At 35.8% G+C, this 24,091-nt stretch carries 25 protein-coding genes; 4 read left to right on the forward strand and 21 right to left on the reverse strand.

The window, feature by feature from the left end; translation table 11 throughout:
• Positions 1-61: 61 nt before the first annotated feature.
• From QY322_03065 to QY322_03100, 8 genes are read right to left on the reverse strand one after another with little or no spacing between them, the layout of a single operon-like run.
• Complete coding sequence (locus tag QY322_03065; GenBank protein ID WKZ25348.1) at positions 62-481, reverse strand: ribonuclease HI family protein; 420 nt, start codon at positions 479-481, stop codon at positions 62-64.
• Positions 482-493: 12 nt separating this feature from the next.
• Positions 494-1,585 carry an O-antigen ligase family protein gene (locus QY322_03070; GenBank protein ID WKZ25349.1) on the reverse strand — a complete coding sequence of 364 codons (1,092 nt, stop codon included), beginning with the start codon at positions 1,583-1,585 and terminating at the stop codon, positions 494-496.
• A gap of 17 nt (positions 1,586-1,602) precedes the next feature.
• Positions 1,603-2,049, reverse strand: coding sequence for a KH domain-containing protein (locus QY322_03075; GenBank protein WKZ25350.1), 447 nt, complete (start codon positions 2,047-2,049; stop codon positions 1,603-1,605).
• 13 nt (positions 2,050-2,062) lie between these two features.
• Positions 2,063-2,872, reverse strand: a complete 810-nt coding sequence (locus QY322_03080; GenBank protein ID WKZ25351.1) for a YidC/Oxa1 family membrane protein insertase — start codon at positions 2,870-2,872, stop codon at positions 2,063-2,065.
• An 18-nt stretch (positions 2,873-2,890) separates the two neighbouring features.
• On the reverse strand, positions 2,891-3,028 hold the full coding sequence (gene yidD, locus QY322_03085; GenBank protein ID WKZ26133.1) for a membrane protein insertion efficiency factor YidD: 138 nt from the start codon (positions 3,026-3,028) through the stop codon (positions 2,891-2,893).
• A 28-nt stretch (positions 3,029-3,056) separates the two neighbouring features.
• On the reverse strand, positions 3,057-3,392 hold the full coding sequence (gene rnpA, locus QY322_03090) for a ribonuclease P protein component (protein ID WKZ25352.1): 336 nt from the start codon (positions 3,390-3,392) through the stop codon (positions 3,057-3,059).
• Positions 3,392-3,538, reverse strand: a complete 147-nt coding sequence (gene rpmH, locus QY322_03095) for a 50S ribosomal protein L34 (protein WKZ25353.1) — start codon at positions 3,536-3,538, stop codon at positions 3,392-3,394. The genes rnpA and rpmH overlap by 1 nt, the downstream gene beginning before the upstream one ends.
• Before the next feature lie 46 nt (positions 3,539-3,584).
• A complete protein-coding gene (locus tag QY322_03100) occupies positions 3,585-3,785 on the reverse strand; it encodes a hypothetical protein (GenBank protein ID WKZ25354.1) in 201 nt (66 codons plus the stop codon).
• A gap of 157 nt (positions 3,786-3,942) precedes the next feature.
• On the opposite strand from QY322_03100, the gene dnaA reads away from it, so the two are divergent.
• Together dnaA and dnaN are read left to right on the forward strand one after the other, a co-directional pair.
• Positions 3,943-5,316, forward strand: a complete 1,374-nt coding sequence (gene dnaA, locus QY322_03105) for a chromosomal replication initiator protein DnaA (GenBank protein WKZ25355.1) — start codon at positions 3,943-3,945, stop codon at positions 5,314-5,316.
• Positions 5,317-5,522: 206 nt separating this feature from the next.
• Positions 5,523-6,626: a DNA polymerase III subunit beta gene (gene dnaN / locus QY322_03110; protein WKZ25356.1), complete on the forward strand. Its 1,104-nt coding sequence runs from the start codon at positions 5,523-5,525 to the stop codon at positions 6,624-6,626.
• Here dnaN and QY322_03115 read toward each other — a convergent pair whose 3' ends face one another.
• Genes QY322_03115 through QY322_03135 form a run of 5 tightly spaced genes read right to left on the reverse strand, consistent with a single transcriptional unit; the run spans position 6,627 to position 13,515 of the window.
• Positions 6,627-7,202: a hypothetical protein gene (locus tag QY322_03115; GenBank protein WKZ25357.1), complete on the reverse strand. Its 576-nt coding sequence runs from the start codon at positions 7,200-7,202 to the stop codon at positions 6,627-6,629.
• A gap of 1 nt (position 7,203) precedes the next feature.
• Positions 7,204-9,951 (reverse strand): hypothetical protein, encoded by a 2,748-nt coding sequence (locus tag QY322_03120; protein ID WKZ25358.1) that lies wholly within the window; start codon positions 9,949-9,951, stop codon positions 7,204-7,206.
• A gap of 2 nt (positions 9,952-9,953) precedes the next feature.
• On the reverse strand, positions 9,954-11,819 hold the full coding sequence (locus QY322_03125; protein ID WKZ25359.1) for a DUF87 domain-containing protein: 1,866 nt from the start codon (positions 11,817-11,819) through the stop codon (positions 9,954-9,956).
• On the reverse strand, positions 11,816-12,517 hold the full coding sequence (locus tag QY322_03130) for a hypothetical protein (protein WKZ25360.1): 702 nt from the start codon (positions 12,515-12,517) through the stop codon (positions 11,816-11,818). Before QY322_03130 ends, QY322_03125 begins: the two co-directional genes overlap by 4 nt.
• 20 nt (positions 12,518-12,537) lie before the next feature.
• Complete coding sequence (locus QY322_03135; GenBank protein ID WKZ25361.1) at positions 12,538-13,515, reverse strand: carboxypeptidase-like regulatory domain-containing protein; 978 nt, start codon at positions 13,513-13,515, stop codon at positions 12,538-12,540.
• 192 nt (positions 13,516-13,707) lie between these two features.
• On the opposite strand from QY322_03135, the gene QY322_03140 reads away from it, so the two are divergent.
• Positions 13,708-14,856, forward strand: a complete 1,149-nt coding sequence (locus QY322_03140) for an ATP-binding protein (GenBank protein WKZ25362.1) — start codon at positions 13,708-13,710, stop codon at positions 14,854-14,856.
• Between the two features lie 12 nt (positions 14,857-14,868).
• Here QY322_03140 and QY322_03145 read toward each other — a convergent pair whose 3' ends face one another.
• Positions 14,869-15,288 carry an adenylyltransferase/cytidyltransferase family protein gene (locus QY322_03145; protein ID WKZ25363.1) on the reverse strand — a complete coding sequence of 140 codons (420 nt, stop codon included), beginning with the start codon at positions 15,286-15,288 and terminating at the stop codon, positions 14,869-14,871.
• 56 nt (positions 15,289-15,344) lie between these two features.
• On the opposite strand from QY322_03145, the gene QY322_03150 reads away from it, so the two are divergent.
• Positions 15,345-17,807, forward strand: a complete 2,463-nt coding sequence (locus tag QY322_03150; protein ID WKZ25364.1) for a hypothetical protein — start codon at positions 15,345-15,347, stop codon at positions 17,805-17,807.
• 2 nt (positions 17,808-17,809) lie between these two features.
• Here the strand turns inward: QY322_03150 and QY322_03155 are convergent, their stop codons facing one another.
• The 7 genes from QY322_03155 to QY322_03185 form a co-directional block, all read right to left on the reverse strand.
• Positions 17,810-19,462, reverse strand: coding sequence for a hypothetical protein (locus QY322_03155; GenBank protein WKZ25365.1), 1,653 nt, complete (start codon positions 19,460-19,462; stop codon positions 17,810-17,812).
• A gap of 476 nt (positions 19,463-19,938) precedes the next feature.
• A complete protein-coding gene (locus QY322_03160) occupies positions 19,939-22,299 on the reverse strand; it encodes a hypothetical protein (protein WKZ25366.1) in 2,361 nt (786 codons plus the stop codon).
• Positions 22,300-22,312: 13 nt separating this feature from the next.
• Complete coding sequence (locus QY322_03165) at positions 22,313-22,588, reverse strand: hypothetical protein (GenBank protein ID WKZ25367.1); 276 nt, start codon at positions 22,586-22,588, stop codon at positions 22,313-22,315.
• Positions 22,589-22,632: 44 nt separating this feature from the next.
• Positions 22,633-22,974: a hypothetical protein gene (locus QY322_03170; protein ID WKZ25368.1), complete on the reverse strand. Its 342-nt coding sequence runs from the start codon at positions 22,972-22,974 to the stop codon at positions 22,633-22,635.
• 13 nt (positions 22,975-22,987) lie between these two features.
• A complete protein-coding gene (locus QY322_03175; GenBank protein WKZ25369.1) occupies positions 22,988-23,368 on the reverse strand; it encodes a hypothetical protein in 381 nt (126 codons plus the stop codon).
• 1 nt (position 23,369) lies between these two features.
• Positions 23,370-23,747, reverse strand: coding sequence for a hypothetical protein (locus tag QY322_03180; protein WKZ25370.1), 378 nt, complete (start codon positions 23,745-23,747; stop codon positions 23,370-23,372).
• Positions 23,744-24,082 carry a hypothetical protein gene (locus QY322_03185; protein WKZ25371.1) on the reverse strand — a complete coding sequence of 113 codons (339 nt, stop codon included), beginning with the start codon at positions 24,080-24,082 and terminating at the stop codon, positions 23,744-23,746. Before QY322_03185 ends, QY322_03180 begins: the two co-directional genes overlap by 4 nt.
• Positions 24,083-24,091: the final 9 nt, after the last annotated feature.

The raw sequence follows: 24,091 nt of genomic DNA on the forward strand, positions 1-24,091 counted from the left end.
AACAAAAATAATTTTCATTTTCCCGTTGAAGCAAATAACACTCTATTACCAAGCATGTTCCTTAACGTGAAGTATTTACATCAAGTTCTTTATTTACTAAACTGTCTGCTAAAACATTTTTCTCTCTATAACCCCATTGAAAAACTATTTTTAAGTTGTATTTTTTGATTAATGTTTTTATATCATTAAATATTTTTACTAAATTTTTGTTTTTAACTTTGTAAAAACCGTTTAGTTGTCTTTCTACTAACTGAGAATCAAGATTCACAACTACTGAAGAGTTTTCATTAACAACTGGTAACTTTATTAACCATTCAACGGCCATTAAAACAGCTGCATACTCTGCTACATTGTTAGTATTAATACCAAGATATTTGCTTTCTGAATACTCTATTTTTTTTGAGTCGTCAACGACAACAAAAGCAGAAGCTGAAGGACCTGGATTTCCTCTTGAACCACCATCACAATATATTGTCATCATATCTTTTGTATATTAATGTTTTTTCGCTATTTTAGAAAGTGCCAAGACAAAGGTAAAAAGCAATAAGTTTTGTTGGAGGGTTATCCAATAGTGATCAGACATTCCTGTAAAAATTATTGCAATCAAATAGTAGTTGACAGAAGTAACACCAGCTAGCAAAACGAAACAAAATACTATTACTCCCATAATTCCTGTTTCAGAAAAAACTAATAAAAAAATATTGTGTACTGGTTGCATTTCCCATACGTTTAGATAAGTATTGCTCACTTTAACCAAACCTGGAATAAAGTTGTTTACACCTGTCCCTGTCCAAAAGTTCTCTTTAATCAATTGAAGTGATGCTTTTATAAGTTCTATCCTGTGGACGATAAAGCGTTCACCGAAATCGATAAAAAACAAACCAGAAGCAAATATGGTTCTTAACTTTACTAAAAGCAGCACTAAAACTGTCAAGTAAACATTAAGAGAGTTAGTTAAAATTAAATTAGTTATAACTAGTATTAATAAGGCCCAAAAATACCTTGGATTAAATTTAGACTTAAGTTGTAACAAAAACATTCCAAAAATCAGCAAAAAACCAGCAAAAGAGTTGGGGTGTGAAAATGTAGCGTACGGGTATGGGGCGACGTTTGGGTCACTAAAAATAAAGGCTCTTTCTCCCAACCAATAAAAAATGCCACCGATAGAACCTTTGGTTAAAAATTGTAATAAACCAAGGACGCAAACAATAAAAATAGAATAAGAAAGTGGTTTGATAAAATGATTGTAAATATCAAACTTTTTTAAGTTAATTATAACCAAACCCAACAAAAGCATTTCTGAAACTTTAATCCAACCATAAATAGCGGGTGTTGCAAACAATGAATTGTAGATGTTTATTGAAGCAAACATTAAATAAAGAAGGGTAAAAATTAAATATTTTCTCGTAAACTTAATTTTTCTTATTCCAAAAAAAATTACTAATAAAGTAACAACATCTGTCAAATAAAGTTTAGGTATTAAATAGTCAATACTAAAACCATAAACAGATGTGGCAAAAATATCAAAGTGATAAACCAGCTGGAAAGGAAGTGAGAGAGAGAGAAGTGAAATTAAATACAACATTTAGTTGTATTATACAATTACTTGGGCTTGATAACTAAATATCTATCTGGCTCAACACCTTCAGAGAGAGTGTCCACGTCGCTTCGCTCCGATAAGTGCATATGAACAACCCTTCTTTGAGATGCACTTAAATTATAAAGTGGTTGGGGTTCTTTTGTTTCAAGTGCCCTGTCAGCAGATTGATCAGCAAGTTCTTTTAACTTTTCATCCTGTTTTTGTCTGTAGTCACCAACATTAACAATTAATCTATACCATTCTCCAGTTTGCCCCTTTAAAATAATGCCTAATACTGTTTGGAGGGCGTTTATATTTTCCCCCCTAAAACCAATCAGTAGACCTGTTTCGTCTTCTGTTGAAAGATTAACCTCATAAGTGCTATCTCCCAAGTCAACCACTTCAACATCTGCAGTAACTCCAGCAAGTTTTAATAACTCCTCTGTTAAAGATTTTATCTTGTCATTCATATTAAGTATGGCGTTATTGTAACAAACCTATCCGATTTAGAAAAGGGGTAAGACCGCCCCAACCTGAAGTTTTATATTGTTGGTACATTTGGAAAATTGAAAAGAGCAACCAATAAAGTGCAAGGCCAGAAGGGAAATTAATACCAAAAAGAATAGTCATTAGTGGGAAGGTGTAAATCATTGAAGATTGCATTGCAACTGCCATATCATCAGCTTGACCTGTTGTAGCCTTGGCAATTTTTTCTTCTTTTTTGACTAAAGGTGCCATCATTTTAGCTGAAAAAAACTGCAACGCTCCAGCTAATAACAATAGTGGGCCTGGAATTGGAAAGGGAATACCATCAAATCTAAAAACGTCAGGGTATCTAACATCTAGGTATAAAAACTTAGTATCAATAACTGTTCCATCTGCAAACTTAAGGGCTCCATATAACAAATCATTTAATATTTTTACCGTATCTCCATTTTGAGCCAGCACTCTTGTAAAAACATTAAACAGTGCAATCATAATAATGATATTTAAAATATAGGGGAGACAACCTGCAGTTGGGTTAATTCCTTTTTGCTTATAAAGCTCAGTTTGAGCAGCCATTAAAGCTTTTGGATCGCTTTTATATTTGATCTTTAGTTTTTTGACTAATGGCTCAACGTCCTTAATTTTCTTCATTGAGTTCATATAGGGTTTGGTTAGGGGATTTGTTAAAAATCTTAAAAAGACACTAAAACCAATAATGGCTAGTCCCATATCTGAAAAGAGTAGGTTATAAAAAAGGATAAGACCATTTGTAAGTGGTTGTACTAATATAACAGTAAAAATATTCATATAGTTTTTTTAAAAAAATTACCTTGACCAACTATTACACCTAAGTAGTTGTTTTAGACCTAAAAAGACACCTCTGATGATACCATGTTTCTCAATCATTAACACCGTGTATTCAGAGCAGGTGGGTTTAAACCTGCAACCTCCTCCACCAAACATAAAGACAAGTAGGGGAGAAAGAGTAGATTTATATATTTTTAATAATAACCTCATTTACTTCCCTTTCCAAGTCTTTTTTATCGGCCCTAAGAACCGCTGGTTTAATTAAAAATACAACATCGTATCCTTTTTTGAGGGTAGGTAACTTCTGCCTAACCACTTCAGACATTATTCTCTTTATCCTATTTCTGACAACAGCTTTCTTTGATATTTTTGTAGAAATTATAAAACCAAAACAAGACTCTTCATTATCATCTCTAAAATAGGATCCCATGCCAAAGGACGTAGACTGATACATCTTTCCATCTATTTCAATACGTGCAAAATTAACTTTTTTCTTGAGTCTGTTCCTAGAGGGTAACATTATTCACTTGCAGTTAGTCTTTTTCTTCCTTTTAAAATCCTTCTTTTAATGACCTTTTTTCCTCCTTTTGAGGAATTCCTAGCCATAAAGCCAAACTTTTTAATTCTCTTTTTTTTGTGTGGTTGAAATGTTCTTTTTGTTGACATGGGTGAAGTATAACAGAAACAACCAAGATTCTAAATACTAAAAAAACTAATCCGCCCTTGACTCAGTACAATTATTTTCTCCAAAAGGGCATGCTTCACATTTTTCAGGAATTGGAAAAACTCTTGCAATAACACTGTTTTGATCAAAACCCTGGACACTGCCATCGCATACACCTATTGAATCTTCCAGTTTAAAATCTACCACACCAGGACCATCAATTGTCGCAAGAATCAACTCAGTTGTCATAATAGCCTGATATTACTCTCTCTCCTCGTAAATTTCAACCATTTGTTTACAATTATTTTTTACTTTTTTTGACTAATAAAAAGAATTGGGTAATTGCCCCTTGTATATTGTGGATAACTTTTTGTATGATGTGACTCTCCTGCCCTTACTATTTTCAATGAAAAAAGAAGACTACATTAAAACCTGGAAAGAAGTTTTGGAAATTATTAAAATTTCTGTTTCTGAAGCATCTTACAAAACCTATGTTTCTCAAACACATCTTTCTGATTTGAAAGAAATAGGGGATAGAGTTATTGCAGAAATAGGGTGTGAGTCTTTTTTTGTAAAACAACAAGTAGAGCAAAGGTATGCAGGATTAATACAGGACACACTAACCAAACAACTAGAAAAATCAGTTGACGTTACTTTTATTGTTAAGCAGTCCACTGTTCACACAAAACAAACAGTGGAGACAATAACCCCACTTTTTGACACTCCTAAAATAGATAAGGAAGAGGTTGAAATGGCTATTAAAAGAGCAAACATTAGAACCTTTTTCACTTTTGAAAAATTTGCAGTATCAGGTAGTAACCAAATGGCCCACGCTGCTGCACAAGCCGTAGCTGAAAATCCCGGTGTTTCATACAATCCCCTTTTTATCTATGGTGGGGTAGGAGTAGGGAAAACTCATTTGATGCACGCAGTTGGTCACAACATGATACTTAAAAACACAAATTCAAAAATTTTGGCTTGTACCGCAGAGGATTTTACAAATGACATTGTTGACGGAATTAGAAACAAAACAACCGCAGAGGTTAGGAAGAAATATAGAAAATTGGACGCACTCTTTATTGACGATATCCAATTTATTGCGGGGAAAGACACTGCACAAGAGGAATTTTTTCATACTTTTAATGCAGTAACTTCAGCAGGTGGGCAGGTGATACTCACATCAGATAAACCTCCGACAGACATACCAAAACTAGAGGCAAGACTTAAAACCAGATTTCAAGCAGGTTTAATAGTAGACGTTGCTCCCCCAGATTTTGAACTACGCTCGGCAATTGTTCAAATAAAGGCAGAGGAGAGGGGAATAATATTAACAAGCGAGATGACTGCTTTAGTTGCAGGCAATGTTGACTCTGCTCGTGGCATTCAAGGTTTTTTGGTCAAACTATTTACAGAGGTCAACTTTAACAAAAAGGAGGTAACAATGGACCTAATACAGTCACTTTTAGGTAAATCTGATGAAGTTGGTGAGACCAGGATTAAAATCAGTCCAGATGAATTGATTAATAAAATTGCAAAATATTACTCGCTAGGGAAAAGACAGTTACTAGGCGAGTCAAGACAAAGACCAATAGTCAGACCAAGGCAAATTTTAATGTACCTTTTAAAAACACAGGTTGGATTACCCCTTCAAGAAGTCGGTAGGTTAGTAGGAGGAAGAGATCATACTACAGTAATGCATGCTGTGGAAAAAGTAACCCAGTTACTCGGCAACGATGTGGATATCCAAGAGGATATTCGGGGGATAAAAAATACACTTTGAGGGTAACTTTATAAAGTTTTCAACTTATGCACATAAATCTACAAGTTATCCACATAATTATGCACAGTTTATCCCCTGCCTAAGACATGGCTGTTATCACCTTATCCACAGTTACTACTACTACCACTACTATTAATTATATGATATTAATACATTAACAATATTTGACTAAAAACAATATTAAAGAAAAATTTTAAGCCTTATTTATGAAACTAACTGTTTTACAAGAAAATCTACAAAGGGCCGTGACACTATCTTCACATTTTGTTTCTAGTAAAGCGCAACTACCAATATTAAGTAATATTCTTTTAAGGGCAAGTAAATCAAGACTTATTCTTAGTGCAACTAACCTAGAAACATCAATAACAACCTCAATTCCAGTAAAAATGGAGGGGGAGGGTGAAATTACTGTTAATGGAAAAACCTTTAATGACTTAGTATTAAATTTATCGTCGGGTTCAATAGATTTGGAAATAGATAAGGAACAGCTAAAAATATCTTCAAATAAATTCAAGTCAAATATTTTAGGTTCAAACACAGCGGACTTCCCTACTTTACCTTACGAAGTAGGAAAAAATACAATAAAATTAAGGTCTAAGGATTTTGCAAAAGCACTTTCAAAAAGTTTATTTGCAGTATCAAACGATGAAACTAGGCCTATCTTAACTGGAGTTCTGTTTATTTTTAGCGAGAATGAATTAAAACTTGTTTCAACAGATGGTTTTAGGCTTACAGAAACTAAGATTAAACTAGAGACTAAGCAAAAAGATTTTAAGATCATTATCCCTAAGGCGATACTTAATGAGATATCAAAAGTGGATGAAGAAGAAATCTCAATGTCATGGGACAAAGAAAATAATCAAGTTGTTTTTGGGTTTGGGGACACAATTCTTTCGTCAAGGGTAATTGAGGGAGAATTTCCAGATTATGAAAAAATAATTCCCCAATCTTCAATTTGTGAATTGATAATTGATAAAGAGGAAATTGAAAAAGCTATTAAAACAGCATCTGTATTTGCAAGAGAGTCTGGAAATATTATTAAGCTTCAGATTAAAAAAGAAACGTTAAAAATTACAGCAGAAAGTTCAGCTTCAGGTAATCAGGAAACAGAAATTGAAATTAAAACAGAAGAATTAAAGCAAGAGGCAATTGATGTAATGTTTAACTTTAGATTTTTAGAAGAATTTTTAAAAATTGTAGAAGCAGATGAAATTAAAATGTTTGTATCAGATAACAACAAAGCTTCAAAATTCCTAGATCCTAAATCCCCTAACCTAATTCACATTATAATGCCTATAAAAACAAATTGACTATCTCGATAAATCTGGAGTTTTGTCGTATCCAACTGCGTAATTACTCATAAAATCTTCTAACAAAACAGGTTTAAAATACCAAACCTCACTTACTCTAAAAGAGTTTGTGTGGGAAATAAAAGCAATACCCTTACTTGGATAAGCGTTTAGTGTGTAACCAACAGAATAGTCTGGGCCATAGAGAATATTTTCCGGGTTACCATAAAGGGAGACAAAGTCTTCCTTGTATTTATTGTCTTTGTTTGTGTAAACAACTTTTAGATAACTTAATCTGTTGTCTATGATGATAACTTCAGAGTTAAAATTAGGGTTTGATGATAAGTATTCGTAAGTTTCCATATTCCCGTCCAGTTTTGCTTTTATTGCTGTCCCCATTCTAGATAAAACTTCTTCTTTTGAGCTTGTTCCAGGTGTTAATTCGTTGTATGTAGCAACATCATTATTTATTGGAAGATGTGTTGGTGTCGAGCCCTTATCTTTTCTGGTTAAAATAACTATAAAGAATAAAATAATTACGAAAAAAATTATAAAAAACTTTTTGTTATTTATAATATATAAAATTATGTTTTTCATCTTATCTAAATAATACATCATTCATAAATTTATAGTGTGCTGGATTTCTTTGTCTAAAATTTCCACATCTATCGTCGGCATAGAAAGCAGCAGCTTCAGCAAATCTTTCTGAATATGGCCATGCACCGGTCTTTGTTATGTAGTCGTAAAAACAATATGGGTGAGGCTCGTTTGTTATTCCAGGATAGCTTATATATTGGTTATACCAACTGTCATCATTTGTAGCTAGAACATGAGCTAATTCATGGAAAAGAATATAATTAGTATCTCTTTGGTTAGCTACACCCCTACTGTATAATCTTACGTATCCATCTTCCCACCAACCCCAATAGTTAGGGTCATTTCCTGCATATCTAATATCAACACTTTTTCCACCAAGACTTGCACAGATTTTTGATGCATATCCATTATATTCACCTTGCAAGGTAGATATTGCACCTAAAATGTATGAATATTGATCTGCGCTAAAGCCATTTTCGACGATATTGAAACATTGGTTGGGTGGGTTACCGATTCTAATTGACGCTGCACCTGAAGTTGTTTGTTCACCGCCCTCACCTGCTGTTGCTGTAACTTCAAAAGTGTTTACTACAAGAGCGTCTGTCGTAAAAACGTTGTAGGTGTTTTCATATGTTATTACATATGGTGACGCAACAGAAATTGCATCAGGGACAACAAAAGAAGATGTTGTACAAGGAGGAGTTGATGCCTCTTGAACAATTTTACAAGTGTCCTTAAATGAAATATTTGTTAAGGTGTTTCTCTTTGCGGTTATTGTGACGGTATACTTAATTGTTAAGGGTAAATCACTGTTTTCAAATGGCCCACTTGGCTCTACTGTTTTAATAACGCTAATATATGGGTTTGAAGATTGACTTAGTGACGGCGGGGCTGGTGGTATAACATATGCACTGTTGTTTATGACAAGCATTATAAAAGCAACAAGTGGAGGGAGAACTAAAAGAGTAACTATTACAGGGGTTGCAATGGCAATTCCTACCGATCTACCAATAAAACCAAGTATTCCAAAAGCACCGGTTGCCAGTGTCCCAAATCCCACTGTTGCTCCAGCAACTACAAGGCCAATACCCAGACCTGGTCCTGCACCAAAAAGCAATGCACCCAATGTTCCAGCACCAATAGCAATTGCTGGGCCCACTTTATCTTTGTTTTCCGTCCACCAAACTTTGAGTTTTGACATTGCGGCTGAAAACACTTGTCCTCCAACCATTCCAGCTACAGCTCCTATTATTGTTCCCACAACAGGGACAACACTTCCTGCAGCGGCCCCCGCAGCCCCTCCTGCAAAAGCTTCAGCCGCCATGACACCACCAGTAAGAGCTACTGATGTATATGTTGATGCGGCTTGGGCTGCGATACTTGCTCCAATCGTCCCCCCTGTCACTGTTGATATGGGTGTGACCAGTTGTGTCTTACTAAATCTACTTGCCAAATACAAAACTGGGTTTGCGGTATTTGGGGCGATTCTTACCATAAAACTTGAAAATTCACCTAGTTGGCTTGTTGCTTGCCAAGCAACAGGACTTGTCAAGCCATACCTTGCAAAAATACTTTGAACAATTGGGTCCGAATATGCCTTTTTAATTAAGCTCCCAGTTGGTAGTTTTGATATCTTTTCTGCTATGTAGCCCCTTGCATTACTCGTAAATCTACCATAAAAATACTCCCTTGATTTGTCAGAGCCAAAACCCTTAATGTTTTCTAGAAACTGGTTTTGATGGTTCCGTTGCTGTATTGAAATTTGATTTAATGAACCCAGATCAATCTTGTGTGTTGTTTGACCATCGATTTTATTATCGCTTAGTATAGTTTCAAAAGACCTTGGTCCGTAAATTGCAGAAGTAATATTATTGCCAAAAATACTTTGGGAAATTTTCTCACTAAAAACTAAGGGCTCCGTGTTTGTTTGTTGTAATAAAATGGCATTTTCTTTCGTTAGTACTGCTAGTCGATCATCATTAAGGTTGTTTGATAAAACATTTTGTCCATCTTCGTTAACTGATTTTAAAATTGAATTTTGGATCAGATTCTCGTATGTCTCTTCAGGTTTAGCTATTTTTTCTACAATTTCCACGGCCGTAGTGGTTATTAAAAGCTCCTTTTGCTCAAGTGATAGGTTGTCAAGTTCATGACCCAATTCTCCTTCGATTTTGGTTGCAAGGTCGGAAATTAAAATTTGTTTAGGTGAAAGTTCACCCGTGTTTTTAGAAGTATCGTTTTGTGCGTACTCTCTCAAAACTTGTAAATCTTTTTGTTCAATTTCATCAAGGGGTAGTGGTTCCGGTAAAACGACTTTGGCGTAAATAACCTTATTTCTTAATTTTTCTTGAAGTTTTTGGGCTGTCGCAATTCTTTCTTGGTTTTGTTTTATAAAATCATCGATTGTTTGCTTTTCTCTTGCTCTGATGTCTATGTTTTGCTGAGTTCTTTTGTCTGCAGCTTCCCCGAAATATTTCAATTGTTCAGGGGTTAAGGTAGAATTCACAGGCATGTCATTTGGCCTGTTTATTTCCGAAAACTTAGGAACTTTTATTAATAGCTCATAGGCCTGTTGCAGTTTTAGCTCAACCTCTTTTGGTGTTAGTCTTGAAGAAATTCCAACACTTTCTAAACGTTTGTTGAAACTAGCAATTTGTTTATTATAAATCGCCTTATCCCTTAATTTAAAATTTTCATCAAACAACCTCCCAAAATCGGTTTGAAGTGATGTGACAGTGTTTAAATCCATAATTACTCCTGTCTATTCCAAGCCTTGGTGTTTGGCATTGTACTAGTAGGTATGTCTTGTGGTTTGGTGTTTATTAATTCATGTTCTGCTTCTGAGGCAACAATTCTAATTGGTGCATGATGTGGTCCTGCAAAAAATATTCCCTCACCTACGTTTGCAGCCATTAGAAGTTGTTTTTCTCCTTGAGAAAGATAGAATATTTCACCTAGTTTGTCTATGGCTGTTGGAGATTGCTTTAAAAGTAAACGTAATGCAGAGTTTGTAACAATTGCCTTACCAATGTCTTGACCTAAAAAGTCTTCAACATCCTGGGTAATTGTAGTTAGACCTAGATAGTATTTTCTTGCCCGTTTAACAACAGACCAAAGGAACTGTGCAGTATCTGGATATTTCATCATTTGCCAAGCTTCTTCAACAATTAGGATTCTTCTTTTGATATCTCTTTTAACTCTGGTCCAAATATAGTCAAGAATCATAAACATGATAATTGGACGTATTGCGTCTTGAATATCTTTAACTGAAAAAACAGTAAATGGATTATTTAGATCAATGTTAGTTTGTTTGTCAAAAATTCCTTGAAATGAACCTCTAATAAACTTTTCAATACGTGAAGCAAGGTCAAGTGCTTCTGGAACCTCCATCCCAATTAATGTTTTATAAAGATCCTCCATTAAAGGTGGTTCTTTTGATTGTGTGTCCGGGTCATTAGTAATCCCCTTTGCTTTATAAGTCATAATTAGGGCTCTGTCTAACATGGCCTCTTGAGTTGGAGATATTTGACCCATTATTACTTTCATCAAAGAATGAAGTGATAATATTTTTAGTCCTAACTGGTTCTCACCTTCTTCTCTAATTTGTGTTAGGTCAAATGGGTTGATTTTTGCGGGGCTATTATATGAAAAAGCGATATACTGACCGCCAACTGCGTCACAAAGGGCTTTATACTCTGCTTCAGGGTCTAGAATGATAACTTCTGAGCCGATCATCAAGGACCTAACTGCTTCTGTTTTAACAAAATAAGATTTACCTGCACCTGACGTGGCAAAGACTGTCATGTTTCCATTTTCCAAACTAAATCTGTCAAAGATAATAAAAGATTCATTTTGAGAGTTAATACCATAGAGAACACCTTTATCTGATGAAAGTTCAGCAGATGTAAATGGAAAAGTTGTAGCTACTGATGTTGTATCCATATTTCTTGTAATTGCTAATCTGTCTTGCCCATATGGTGCAGTTGAAAGAAATCCTTCTTTCTGGTCAAGTGTTGCGTTTTTAGAAACAATTAAAAGTGAACCTAGTGTTGATTGGACCTGTCTTGTGACATTGTTTAATTCGTCAAGGTTGTTGGCTGGTATTGTGATATAGAAAGAAAATTCGTAGTACCTCTCAATTCCTTTGACAAGTTGCTCCTGTAGTGCCCTCGCATCTTCCAGTTTTGCAGTTGTTGATGGGTCAACTATTTTCCCTCTTTGCATATCTGTTGAAAGCTCCGCCTCCATTTCTGCAATCTTGCGTCGAAGATCGTCTAATACAGACTTACCCGCAACAGGGTAAATATAAAAACTCATGTCTAAGGAGGAATTAAAATTAACAACTGGTTCAAGCCAACCAGGGGCAACAAACCTAGGATAGCCTGCTATGAAAATGGTTCTATAGTAGACATTGTTTATTTTTACGTGGTTGAAATCAACTTCAACGTGGTCGGATGCAATTGCATCATGTAACAACATCTCTTTGCTTGCGATAGTGAGATTAGGGTTTGTCACCCTAGGTTTATAACCCGTCAGTGGTTTGTTGTCAGTTTTTGGTGGCACGGCAACAGTAATTGGCTGCTTAATGTTTGTTGGTGGTGTTAAATCGTTTTTCATATGTCTTTCTTTACTGCTGGTGGTTCAGGGTTGTTTATTGAAAAATAAAGATCAATTAGCTCTTCAGTTTTTAGTTGTTTTAATTTTAAACCTAGTCTTCCCGCCTGTCTTATCAAGTGGTCTCTTTTGGGAAACAAAGTAACCTTTGCCTTTTTTAATACATAATCCTTTGAAAAAGGTAATGGACCCTTTTTCAAAACTGACTGCGCTGATTTAGTAACTCCAAGTTCGAGTTGATTAAAAGGTAAAACAATGAAAAACCTTTTACCCAAAACTGTTTTTTTCTTAATAGATTCTGTTATAAATTTTCTATAATCGTCAGTAATTGCTTTTAGTCTTGGGTTTGTGATTTTTGCAGATTGTTCATCAAAGTAATTAATATATCCTGAGATGTTTTTTCTTTGTGTCCTAACCATAATTTGAATTGAAAAAGAGAGTGAATTGATTAGTGCTGCGTATGCTGCAACCACAGCCCCCTGCTCTTTTTCTGAGAGTAACCCAAAATTTAAAGATGATGTTTCAAGTACAATTGCTGCTCCCCCATCCTTATACAAAACCACATCATCTAAAATATCAGCAATCGGCAAAAAGTCTTGAGTTGTTGATGTTAGGGGTATGTCTGGAGTACCAAAGTAGGGAATTTTTGAAATAAATCCTTTAACGTTGTTTGTTACTGGTGTCTGTGTTGTATTATTCATAATTTATTATAAATTCTTACCTATATTTTTGTTCCTCTAATTGCTATTGCAGGTATCATCTCTCCCTTGGCCTCAAATGAAACTGGTTCAAAGTTAAAACCTGTCTTTTCAACTGTAACTTCATATCTACCATTTGCAAGTGATGTAACAATTATAAAATGCCCAGCCTTGTTGCTTTTTAAGGCCCTAACAGGTCTACCTGTTGAATCTTTGATTTCTAGGATTGCACCCTCAACAATCTTTCTGTCTTGGTCCATAACTTGACCCACAATTGTGTTGATGGCAATTGGTGGTGAGGGTGGAGCAGCATCAACTGAAAACTCCGCAATGTCAGAAGTAATTGTTTTCTCCTCAATTTTTTGACCTTCAATACTAGTAATTTGAGCCTGTGCACCAGAAGCTTGACGAGATGGAGTTTCTTCAACTACTAACTTTGGTGCAGATCTGGTAACAACAGTAGGAATTTGTTGTGGCACAGATAAAGAAGGATTAGGACTTTGGTTTACAGGTGCTGGTATATTACCTAGATCAACCTTAGGTGTGGGAGCTGTTGTGGTAATAGGTGTATTACTTGGTACAACAGATGGTTGGGCTGGGCTTGTTGGTGGAGGTTGTCCACTAATGGAGAACAATCCACTAATTTTTTGTAAAAATGATTTTTCTAATTCTTCAAACTTTGTTGTGTTTTGTTCTGTAGTTGTTGGTGAAGCACTTGTAATTGACTGAACAGGTGGCGCAACAGCGGTTTCAGTGTAAAAACTTAAAGGCTTATCAGTTTTTTTCCAAGTAAACAATGTTGGAGAATATATACTTCTAAAAAAAGCAATAATCCATCTCTCAAGTGGCCTTTCTTCAAAAGGTAGAAAAGCCATTGCAGCACCTAAACCCGCAGACAGGAAAATAATTGGCCACTTTATTATTGGATGTAGGGGAGTGGAGTAAAAAATCAAAGAAATAATAACACCACCAGCTACCTGAAAAAATTGTTTTAAAGTCATATCTCCAACCAATTTAAATTGATATGAGCTTATTTGCTGTGGTATTGGATGTTGTTCCATGTTAATAAAAAGGGGTAACCCTTATTTAAGATTACTATGTGAAGCTTTTGGTGCAACTATAGTATTCTTTTCACAAAAATAGTTAAAACCAAAACTTGACTAATTTACGCTGTGAATGTAATATAGACATATATGAAATACATACCTAGAGATTTAGAAAAGATTGTTTCTAAAGCTAGCAAGACCTTTAAAGTGGTTTTTCTTGGAGGTCCGAGACAAGTTGGGAAAACCACACTTTTGAAGAAGCTTTCGGAAAACGAATACAGAACATACGTAACTCTTGATGATTTAAATCAAAGAGAACTTGCAATAAAAGATCCAAAGTTTTTTATAGAGCAACTCAAACTTCCTGTAATTATTGATGAAGTTCAATATGCTCCAGAACTTTTCCCTGTAATTAAAGAAATAGTTGATCGGTCGGATAAAAATGGCCAATTTTGGATTACAGGATCTCAACAGTTTAATTTAATAAAAAATATCCAAGAGTCTCTTGCTGGTCGAGTTGCAATTTTAGATTTACTCGGCCTATCTCAGAAGGAGAAGCCTAAATTGAAGACGGTTTTTGAAGAAATATTTGAAGGTGGTTTTCCAGTTTTTCAATCAAAAGATAAACCAGACAGAAATATTTTTTTTAATTCATACGTCCAAACATATTTAGATAGGGATCTTTCAGGTATCTTTGGGGTAACTAAATTGTCAGAATTTAACAGATTTATCCAAGTTTGTGCAGCGAGGACTGCCCAAGTGTTAAACATATCTGATATGGCAAGAGATAGTGGTATTCCTGTCTCTACCGCAGTAGAATGGCTTTCTCTTTTGGAAGCTACAAAACAAATATTTTTGCTAAGGCCATATTTCCCAAATATAACAAAAAGAATAATTAAAGCCCCAAAGTTATACTTTTTGGACACTGGACTTGCTTCCTTTTTAACAAAATGGGATAGCCTCGAGAATCTAAAAGCAGGAGCGATGTCAGGAGCGATTTTTGAGACATACTTAATTGTAGAATTTATTAAAAAATATATAAACAAAGGAAAAGAGCCACCACTTTATTACATAAGGGACAAAGAGGGTCATGAGGTAGACTTGTTAGTGCACGATAACGGAATTCATATGTATGAATTTAAACTTGCTGCTAAAATAGATACTGATTTTGAAAAAAACATGAATTATTTTGAACAAAAATCAAAAGATTTCAAGTCTAAAACAATAATTTCTTTAATCAAAAAACCATTAAAAGTAACTTCTGGTGTTGAATATGTGCCATATACTCAAATATAGAGTCCATAGCCTTTAAAAACCTAAGAAATTTGAAATTTTTGTGGAAGAGAGGGACTTATATTTTTTAACAATTTTTAATTTTGCGCCAACTGACTTTGCTTGTATTGATTTCTTATCTTTAATTGGATCATCTTCTGTAATTGCAATTATATTTGGTTTGATTTTAGAAACTAATCTATCGTATGTTTCATGATTTGCATACTTGGGAACAATGACCACTTTATTTACAAATTTTAAAGATTCTAAGGTTTCTTTTCTTTCCTTAAGTTTAAAAATAGGTCTTTTATCCCCTTTTGTTTTTTTGATGTTTTCATCAGGTTCTAATAAAACAACTAGGTAATTACCAAAGCTTTTTGATTTTTTTAAAAATTTAATATGTCCAATATGTAAGATATCAAAGCAGCCGCCAATAAGAACGATATTTTTAGTCATATTTGAATTATATCAATTTTAGTAAAAATCAATGTTTTTATGATACAATTTGAGGTATGGGAAATGAATCTCAAATCAATTCCAAGTTTTCTATTGGCATACCTGCTTCTTTACCTGGCGGTGAAAGATATTCGCCAGAATCTGTAAGAAATTTAGCCAATGTACAGCCTGATGAGGGACATAATTTAAGAACTGGCATGGAGGTAAAAAATCAATTGGAAGATCCTGCAGACCAACTATCTGCGCAAATAGCTGAACAAGTTGCTCGATTGTTATCTGAAGAACGGGGGGAGAGTAGCTCTTCATTCTTTGCTTTAACAGACATATTAGCGAAAGAGAGGTTGCCTAAAGATCCCGAAAAACTAAACCAAATATATCGAGGGTTTACGGTTGATGCGATGGGTTTGTTGATAACTGATGTTAAGGGAATTCGTTTAAATATGGTTGCGGATCAATTTGGTTTACAAAGACATGGTGCAACTTTAGATCAAATGACAAATCGACTTGAATCTACTTTGTCAAAGCATGTTAGCGTTGATAAACTAAAACCAGAAGTCCAGCCATTAGCAAAAGTTTTGATGGCAGATATGGCAAGATTCGGTGGTATTGAAAAAATGGTCGAACATGCATCAGTTTTTCAGATGTTTTATTATGATGGTCTGTATATGTACGGGGCATTAGCTTCTGGACGTAGAATAAAAGTTTTAGGTACAGATGATTTAAGATTGATTTTTGGTAATTTAAAAGGACTGGACCTTAAAGGTGTGGAACCGAGTGAAGAAATTGGCGAAGGAGCTGGTGAAACGTTAAGAAAAATGGTTGCTAATCAAATTCATTTTGATATGGCGATCGCTTCACTTAACAGGTTTAATCCGAATAAGCCAGCGGGTCAAGAAACTGAGATGAAAATGTCAGAAACAGAACGTGCATTTTTGGGTAGTCTGTTTAAAAAAGATGGAAACAAGACAAAAGAAATAACAGTTAACGGCAAAACTTTCCAAACAAATTTATTGTCTTTCTATTTAACTACAGATAAAGAAAAAGAAAGAAAAACTTCAGAAAGCCTTATGCAAGCTTTACATGTCCATGATGCAAAGGATATCTTAGATTCAATTGGAGAAGATCCTACAAAATTTACCGCTCCTGACGATGCAAAATATAAAGATCTATTATCAAAGGTACAAAAAACTGCAAAAGAGATTGAAAATGGGTGGGACTCGTTTATATCCACCCCAAAAGCTAGATTGGCAAAATGGGCAGGAGAAATTGCGTTTACTACAAACATTGCAACATTAAATGTTAATGATTTAGCCTATGGCTTTGAATGGGAACAGGATAAGAAGGATAAAAGCTGGCAATTTAAGCCAGCAATAGCAGGACCAAATACTGGATACGATGCAGTAAACATTTGGCTCTCGATGCAACACGAATTGGAATATATGCTTAAGGCTAGGGTTAGAACACCCGCTTTCCCTGGTGTTGCAAGTGACCAAGCTTGGGATTTTATAAGAAAGATTGTGGTTGAAAAAGAAGACCCAAAAATTAAAAGTGAAATCTTAAAAGATAGGGGGCTCATGCTCGGGGCTGCTATATTGGGAATGTATGAAGGTGAAATAAAACTCAATGAAAAAGATCAAACCGAAGTAGATAATATTCGAGGAGCTAGATTTGCAAAGGGAGATACTACAAAAATGATGAGTTTTAACACTGTTGCATTAAAGGTTTTGGAAAAGTCAATTTTTGGTTACCCTACATGGGTAGAGGGAAAAGTTTTACCAATACCAATAAGAGGAATGTTTAATGGTATTAATCTTTTAAAGACAATGGTTGTGGATCCAAAAGCTGGTAAAACCGTTTTTGATAAATTAAATGAAGGAGAAACACTTGCGAGTGACTCAATAGATTTTGAAAATCAAAGTCCATACGTCGTTGATTCATGGCATGTAAATTTAAAAATGCTGGGCGATGTAATGAGATTAATGTACGGTCAAGGAGACAAGAAGACTCAGGAATCTTATTTTGCAGGTTCGGCATCTGAAGGATTAGGAACTCTTATTAAAAAAATGGATATAGGTACCCGTGGGGAATATGTACCTATGGATTTGGGTGAAACAGAAGGTGACGGCGTTACCCCGAAATTAACAAATATACCCAGACCTTTTTACGAAATTGTATATACCGCTTATGCGGTAGTTTCGCATCTAGCCTTTGTTGATCACGGTATTTGGGATGCTGGGGGTAAATGGAGAGGATTAGACCCTACACTTTTTTGGGATGGAAATGGATCAAAAAAGGGTGTGAAACAATGGGTTGAAGCAGCATACACTTCGTTGCCAGACAATAAAGGATCATTCGATCATTATAGAGATAGCATGGTTTTAATGATTGAGGCTATAGCACAATGGATGGTAAGCATTGCTCCAGCAGCTGAAAAATTAGGTGCTAAACAACAAGATGAGGCAACAATGCCTTTTACAAGCTCATTTGATGCTTTAAAAACTCTTAATAATAAGCGGTAGTATTACCGGGTCTTTTGGAGCATCGCTTTGAATTTATTAACTGCGTCGTCCCATTCTCCTCGATACCCAACTTTTCTTGCGACCCATTCAGCGGCACGACTATTCATTGCTTTAACTGCTCCTTCAGCTGTAGCAATATCACTAACCGCTCGACCTGGTGCGGACTTTCTAACCATATCAATTGGTGCCATGGCTTCACCAATTGCACTTCCAAAGTCGAATTTAGCACCCATGACAAGCATTTTCATAATATCAACCGCTTTTGGAACCATTGTTATAAATACAAAACTTACGGCTATCCACAAAACACCAGCCATGTCTGCAGATGAACCCAAAATCGGAGGTGCCCATAGGTTTGTGTTACTCATCGCACCTGTAAATTCCCAAAGTTGTCCCCAACTAGCAGCAAAGGATGCATTTAAAGTTTTTACAGCTAGAAATAAAAATAAACCTGTTAAGGGAAAAACTAAAGCTTCAGCTATGATTTTTCTAAACCACATACTGAAACCTATTGCAGGTACGAGTGCACCTATCACTATTTGAATAGGAGCCACAACAATAGACAGAAATAGACTTATTAAATTTTTGAGAAGTACCCAGGGTATCTTGACGGTATACCACAACATTAATATAAGTACCCAGATGGTCATTAAGATTGCCAAAACACTTCCTATCCCGGCAAATATTGAGAGTCCTCCAATCGCACCAATGATGGACCATGCTGCCGCCAAAAAGAACAATATCGTATATGAAAACATATATATGAGTATATAAAAACCACCGAGTGCTGTGGTAGCCTCGATAGGCATAATTGTTCTAAATGCTTCATCAAAAGAAGTGGAAAATCCAGCAAGGTGCATAAGCTGTGCAAGTAATCCACCAACCACATAGGATAAGTCAATTACAAAACCAGCAATAGCATACGAAAACGTAGCTAAAACTAATGCAACAACAATTTTTGGTAATGCTGATTGGACTGAGATTACAAGCTGGGGTGAAAGTTTTACTCTAAACATAATCATAAATGCAAACACAATAACCACAAACACAACAAGTGCGTAAGCAACATTTCTAAATCCTTGCCAATATTGTTGCAGGCCATCAACTGCACCATATCCAAATCCTTGTGCCTGAACACTAGAAACTACGCCAAAACCAGAGACTAGATTGTTTATATACTTAATTCCAGAAAGAGGCCTGTTCTGGTACTCGTCAATGATAGAACTTGCAAACGAACCTTGTCGGGTATCGTTTCCTGTAACTCCTGTACTGATAAATATTACATCTATTGCACCACCTGCCGCCTCAAGGGATAGTTGGATACATTCGGCCTTGTCAATAACACTGCCTCCTGTAAATGCCCACATACATGCAACTGATTTTTGAACCTTATCTCCCAAAAAATTTATAGGAAAAGAAAATAAACTATATAAAATCCACTGTACCTGAGCTGCAGTATACCTTTCTCCAAAGATTTCAGATGGGGGGGATTCATCTCCATATACCTTTGCATACCAGTCAGTAAAACCTTGGTTGTACCAATTACTTGGGGCTTCGTCGGCTGCGTGGGCAACTGCAAAAGGCATGACCATAGAATTTAAAAAAAGAATTGAAGAAAGAAAAATTAAAGATAGTTTTTTAAGAAACTTAGGCATTACCATATATTACAATATTTTTATGTTTTTTTATAGAACGATAATCAAAAACATATCGAATCTTACCTAACTAAAAAGTTTCTAGGCTTCACTTATGGTCTCAAACCTTGCTTATAGTCTTTCAAACCTCACTGATTACACCAAAACCTTTGAAGCCTCCAACAATTGTTAGTCCGTAGATTTTTATCTATGAGCCACATATTGTAAAATCTTTAGTTTTTAGGAATAGAAGCTCCTAGTTTATTAGGAACTAGGAGCTTCTTAATGCTTATAATAATTTATGAATTTGTAGTACACTTTTTTTGTAATACTTACAAAGATTTTGTCAGCAAGCCACTTTGGCCTCACGCCTAATCTCATTGAAGTAGAAGTAAATTTTTTTAAAAAGGGATTTCCTGGTTTTTCTGCAATTGGCCTTCCCGATAAGCCTATTGTATGGGAATAAAAGGCATCGTTTCTGAAAGTTGGGGAAAGTATTATGGACAGCTGAAATCTGTCGGCCACTGAATACCAAATTTGCCATTTTTGGGACACCCCGTGACCCAATTCCAAGTTGTGTTCATAACATCGTAATAATACTGTGAAGCCACCGTGTCTGAAGGGTCGCATATTCCAGCCGAGCTTTGGTATCGGCTAAGCCATCCATGCATTGGTTCGGTATACCCAGACATTCCAGAACAAAACTGTTGTTTTGCAAGTTGTGTGAATTTAAGCACTTGCTCTGGCAAGTTTTGGTAAATTTCTTTTAAATTAACACCCATATCTTGAGTTGTTTCTCCACCCTCGCAATAATTGCTGGCCCCAGATTCATTAAGCCATATTGTTAAAGCAAAAGCGGGATTGACACCTTCTTTCTGGGCAACGCTAGCAACAAAATTATAGCATTCCTCTGCCATGTTGTTCTCGGGTCCGGGACATTTTTGGCTCCATCTATCTGCTAAATCAATAAAGTTTTCTTTAAAACTACCTAAGTATTTTGACGGAACAGCTGAATCGGGTACGGTAACATCGCAAGAGTCTAGTACTGTTGGTTCGCAATTTCCATTTGCAATTGGCTCACCGTATCCTTTGGGTCGTAGGGCTGTTTGTATTCCTTTTAAGAAATATTCATAGACTGAACCAATGTGGGGGAATGTGAGTTGCGTGGTACTATTTGCCCCATCTGACGGATAATTTGTTATCTTTACCTCTTGGTCGCCACCATTGGGACTATCACTTCTTGATGTGTCATATGTCACGTCTGTAACTGTTGGTATATCTGCAATACATTCAACTGGTGCACCCTCCCCAACTTTTGGAAATATCTTTCTAAATGTACTTCCTGAGTCTGCAACTGTTTGGGCAAATATTTCATCTGCCCAAGGCGTTTTTGTTCCTGTTTTTAGAGTTATATATACCTGAGCATTACACTTATGCGTGTAAAATAACCTTTCTACACAAGGATAGACGTTTGGAATACACCTAAAAGTCTCAGTCACCTTACAAAGAACTTGGTCAATTTGATATTGAACTCCCAACACCTGCATTTCATCTTGGTCACCAGGAAACAGGTTGTCACCCTCATTTACTCTAATGTTTGCGGCACTACAACTTAAACCCAACTCGTTTGTTGGTAGTGATTCTACTGTTTCAGACAGTTTTTCAGCTTCATAACCAGACGGGGTAAATGTAGTATTTAGTAATTCGGATAAATCTTTAACTTCTTGTGTGTGGGCAAAATAAAGAGGAGCTTGCCTCATACCCGTAAATTGTATTCCATTGGGAAAAGAAATTTCAGTACCAGCCCCACCTTCAAAATTTGGCCCATCGCCCTTTATGTAATTTGCACCTTTTTTGTCAACCGTTGAGGATAGTGGAATATATGAATACAACTCAGACCATTTGTTTGGAACAATATCAATAATGCCTCCAATTGCAGGATCTGCACACTGAAGACCTAAAAAGGGAAGGACAACACAAACTTTACCCTGCCATTCTTGATACGCTTTTTGATAGTCTATTTGTTTTTCAAAGTCCCAAGGTAGAGGAGGGAATTTGTTGTTCCATTTATCTATCCCTGGAATAAGATTTAAAACCCAATTTAAAGTTGAAAGACTACCTTCACCCCAGCTACTAAGCCTTAATGGTTCCCCACCCTGGCTACATGGAATTGGGTTTCCATCTTGTTCACATACCACAATCTGGTCGTGATTTTGAGGTTCGCTTACAGTAGCTCCTATATCCTCATCTTCATATGCCACATTAACAGAGGCATCGGTAATTGTTTTTCTCCTTTGGTGTTCCTGAATCATATAGGGGATTAGCTTATTAACAGGCCCTGAATAATTTACAACTTGTTCATTTGTTGGGGTCCCATATTCAGCCCTACCAACAACACCAGACAGGTACCAACTGGCGTACTCGTTTAATTTTTGTGCATCGTCAAATTCTTCTGTGCCACCATAGTTATTTGTAACTTGTTCCGTGTTGCCAAGTATCGCAAACTCAGATTCTGAAAGTTCAATATATAGATTATGTGGACCTACGGGATAGTTTACATCACAGGTATAGTCACCAGTTCTCCCGTTTCTTGGGCACTGACTGCTCAAGTCAAATGTTTCTATAAATTGTATTTCATTGCTACAAAACAAAGCTTTACCAGCATCTCCACATGGTGCACCTTGGTAGGGTCTTAAAGAGTGAAATTCATCGTCGCTTGTTTCGTCACACGGAAACTTAATTCCAGGTACCGCACCTTCATCTCCAGCTGAAATGCGATCAATCTTGTATGTAAAAAAGACAGTTAAAGTAGATAAAAGGACAATACAGAAAAAAAGAAGTTTAGATAAATTTTTCATTTAACATTTAAAGTTACCTCGTAATTGTAAAATTGGTGACGTTAGCACCTGTGAATGTTTCTATAATTTTTAAAATCAAAAAAGAACCTGCCAAAAGTATTAAACCACCAATTGCATAGGTAAGTGTGTTTCTAGCTCCTTCTACAGCCTTAGGGTCACCACCTGAAGTTAAATATTTAAATCCACCTGAAAGAAGCATTAAAAATAAAACTATTCCACCTAGGGCCAGTAGGGCAGCGACTACGTTTTCAAATACACCTGTCAATGCTGATAGTTGTGGTGGTTCCATACAAAGTAAGTTTAAATGAAAACAATAAATTGAGCAAGAGAAGATTATTTAGACAGTTGTCCTGCTGAAGGAATGGTTAACTTCATTAAGTTAACTCCAAAGAAGGTGTCAATTAATTGAATTATTGCCCAAGCTGAAAAAACAATAACTAAACCAACCAAAGCTGCTGTAATTTGATTTCTTGCTCCTTCTGTGTGAGCTTTGTCACCACCTGAAAGTATCCATTTAATACCACCAATAACTAGAATAAAGAAAAAGGCTAAACCTGCAACTACAAGCACTAATCCTATAAAACCAGAAACAATACCTTCAACTGTAAGACCTGTTGCTGGTTGAAAATTACCTAGCCCTTGGTTTAACTCTATTTGTGCAAGCAAATTATTCATATGTATAAGCGTATTATTGAATAACCAGTGGACCTATGTCAATAGACAAAATGTCTATTCCAAAGAAACCTTCAATCAGTTTTGCGATTGCAAAAACTCCAACCATTAAAACCAAACCAATAATTGCATTTGTAATTCTTCCTTTTGCATTTTCAACACTAGCCTTGTCACCACCAGACACAATCCATGTAATTGCACCCCAGAGGAACATAAAGAAAAATGCAACACCACCAAAAACAAGCAGTATCCCCACAACCTTGGGGAGTAAAAGTTGTAAAAAACTTTCACCACCAGTTGGTCTTGTTACAAGGCTGGTATACATATCACCGAACAAGGGATTTGTAATACCTCCACCTTTGTCAATTTCACCGCCCGCCAACAATTTATTATCCATTTTATTTGATTTGAATCCTATCTAATAAGTTAGGTATTTGTAATATTCCTTCAATGTTAAATATTTGACCCATTAAATTTATTATAAAAATACCAAAAATTGTAATTAGTAAACCAATTAGCCCATTTGTGATCCTCTTTCTAGCAGCTTCAGTTGCCTTCTGGTCAGAACCAGCTCCCATATATGAAATACCGCTAGTAATGATTATTATCACAAACCAAACAATGGCGATTATACTGACAAGCCCAATTGCGGTCGAAATAAAATTTTGAAATATTACAGCTGAAGTTGAGCTTGTTATTCCACCCTCTAAACCCAATGATCCAAAACCTTCATATCCGTCATTTTCAAATAGTTCGATTTGAGTTAATTTGTTCATGGTGTAGGTATGGTTGGTTTAAGTATGAAATCCCAACTTCCAAAAAGTAGCTGTCCAAAGATTGCAGCTAGTACAAAAGCACCAGCTGAAAAAGCAAGACCAATAATAGTTTGATAGATTTGTGCCCAAGCTGCTGCGACTTTTTTGCTGTCATCACCCGCACCCATAAAAGAGTAACCAGCTAAAACCAAGTTAAATAAAGCATAAATTCCAGCTCCAACGACCAATGCACGTAGGCCAAACTGTATAAGTTTACCAAACGCAGGACCAGGTTCTAAACCATACTGTTGCAAACCTTCAGGTACTGTTACTGTGCCAAATGGGTTATTATCCATACTTTTATT

The organism is bacterium, assembly GCA_030583725.1.
Lineage (GTDB): Bacteria > Patescibacteriota > Microgenomatia > UBA8517 > UBA8517 > JAUYMM01.

Bases quoted from the DNA above. Each gene is read 5' to 3' on its own strand.
- QY322_03075 (WKZ25350.1), bottom strand. From the start codon at position 2,049: ATGAATGACAAGATAAAATCTTTAACAGAGGAGTTATTAAAACTTGCT.
- QY322_03065 (WKZ25348.1), bottom strand. From the start codon at position 481: ATGATGACAATATATTGTGATGGTGGTTCAAGAGGAAATCCAGGTCCT.
- QY322_03185 (WKZ25371.1), bottom strand. From the start codon at position 24,082: ATGGATAATAACCCATTTGGCACAGTAACAGTACCTGAAGGTTTGCAA.
- QY322_03165 (WKZ25367.1), bottom strand. From the start codon at position 22,588: ATGGAACCACCACAACTATCAGCATTGACAGGTGTATTTGAAAACGTA.
- rnpA (WKZ25352.1), bottom strand. From the start codon at position 3,392: ATGTTACCCTCTAGGAACAGACTCAAGAAAAAAGTTAATTTTGCACGT.
- QY322_03150 (WKZ25364.1), top strand. From the start codon at position 15,345: ATGGGAAATGAATCTCAAATCAATTCCAAGTTTTCTATTGGCATACCT.
- QY322_03155 (WKZ25365.1), bottom strand. From the start codon at position 19,462: ATGCCTAAGTTTCTTAAAAAACTATCTTTAATTTTTCTTTCTTCAATT.
- QY322_03125 (WKZ25359.1), bottom strand. From the start codon at position 11,819: ATGAAAAACGATTTAACACCACCAACAAACATTAAGCAGCCAATTACT.
- yidD (WKZ26133.1), bottom strand. From the start codon at position 3,028: ATGTTTGGTGGAGGAGGTTGCAGGTTTAAACCCACCTGCTCTGAATAC.
- QY322_03175 (WKZ25369.1), bottom strand. From the start codon at position 23,368: ATGGATAATAAATTGTTGGCGGGCGGTGAAATTGACAAAGGTGGAGGT.
- QY322_03100 (WKZ25354.1), bottom strand. From the start codon at position 3,785: ATGACAACTGAGTTGATTCTTGCGACAATTGATGGTCCTGGTGTGGTA.
- QY322_03135 (WKZ25361.1), bottom strand. From the start codon at position 13,515: ATGACTTTAAAACAATTTTTTCAGGTAGCTGGTGGTGTTATTATTTCT.
- QY322_03080 (WKZ25351.1), bottom strand. From the start codon at position 2,872: ATGAATATTTTTACTGTTATATTAGTACAACCACTTACAAATGGTCTT.
- QY322_03170 (WKZ25368.1), bottom strand. From the start codon at position 22,974: ATGAATAATTTGCTTGCACAAATAGAGTTAAACCAAGGGCTAGGTAAT.
- dnaA (WKZ25355.1), top strand. From the start codon at position 3,943: ATGAAAAAAGAAGACTACATTAAAACCTGGAAAGAAGTTTTGGAAATT.
- dnaN (WKZ25356.1), top strand. From the start codon at position 5,523: ATGAAACTAACTGTTTTACAAGAAAATCTACAAAGGGCCGTGACACTA.
- QY322_03140 (WKZ25362.1), top strand. From the start codon at position 13,708: ATGAAATACATACCTAGAGATTTAGAAAAGATTGTTTCTAAAGCTAGC.
- QY322_03160 (WKZ25366.1), bottom strand. From the start codon at position 22,299: ATGAAAAATTTATCTAAACTTCTTTTTTTCTGTATTGTCCTTTTATCT.
- QY322_03130 (WKZ25360.1), bottom strand. From the start codon at position 12,517: ATGAATAATACAACACAGACACCAGTAACAAACAACGTTAAAGGATTT.
- QY322_03070 (WKZ25349.1), bottom strand. From the start codon at position 1,585: ATGTTGTATTTAATTTCACTTCTCTCTCTCTCACTTCCTTTCCAGCTG.
- QY322_03145 (WKZ25363.1), bottom strand. From the start codon at position 15,288: ATGACTAAAAATATCGTTCTTATTGGCGGCTGCTTTGATATCTTACAT.
- QY322_03180 (WKZ25370.1), bottom strand. From the start codon at position 23,747: ATGAACAAATTAACTCAAATCGAACTATTTGAAAATGACGGATATGAA.
- QY322_03120 (WKZ25358.1), bottom strand. From the start codon at position 9,951: ATGGATTTAAACACTGTCACATCACTTCAAACCGATTTTGGGAGGTTG.
- rpmH (WKZ25353.1), bottom strand. From the start codon at position 3,538: ATGTCAACAAAAAGAACATTTCAACCACACAAAAAAAAGAGAATTAAA.
- QY322_03115 (WKZ25357.1), bottom strand. From the start codon at position 7,202: ATGAAAAACATAATTTTATATATTATAAATAACAAAAAGTTTTTTATA.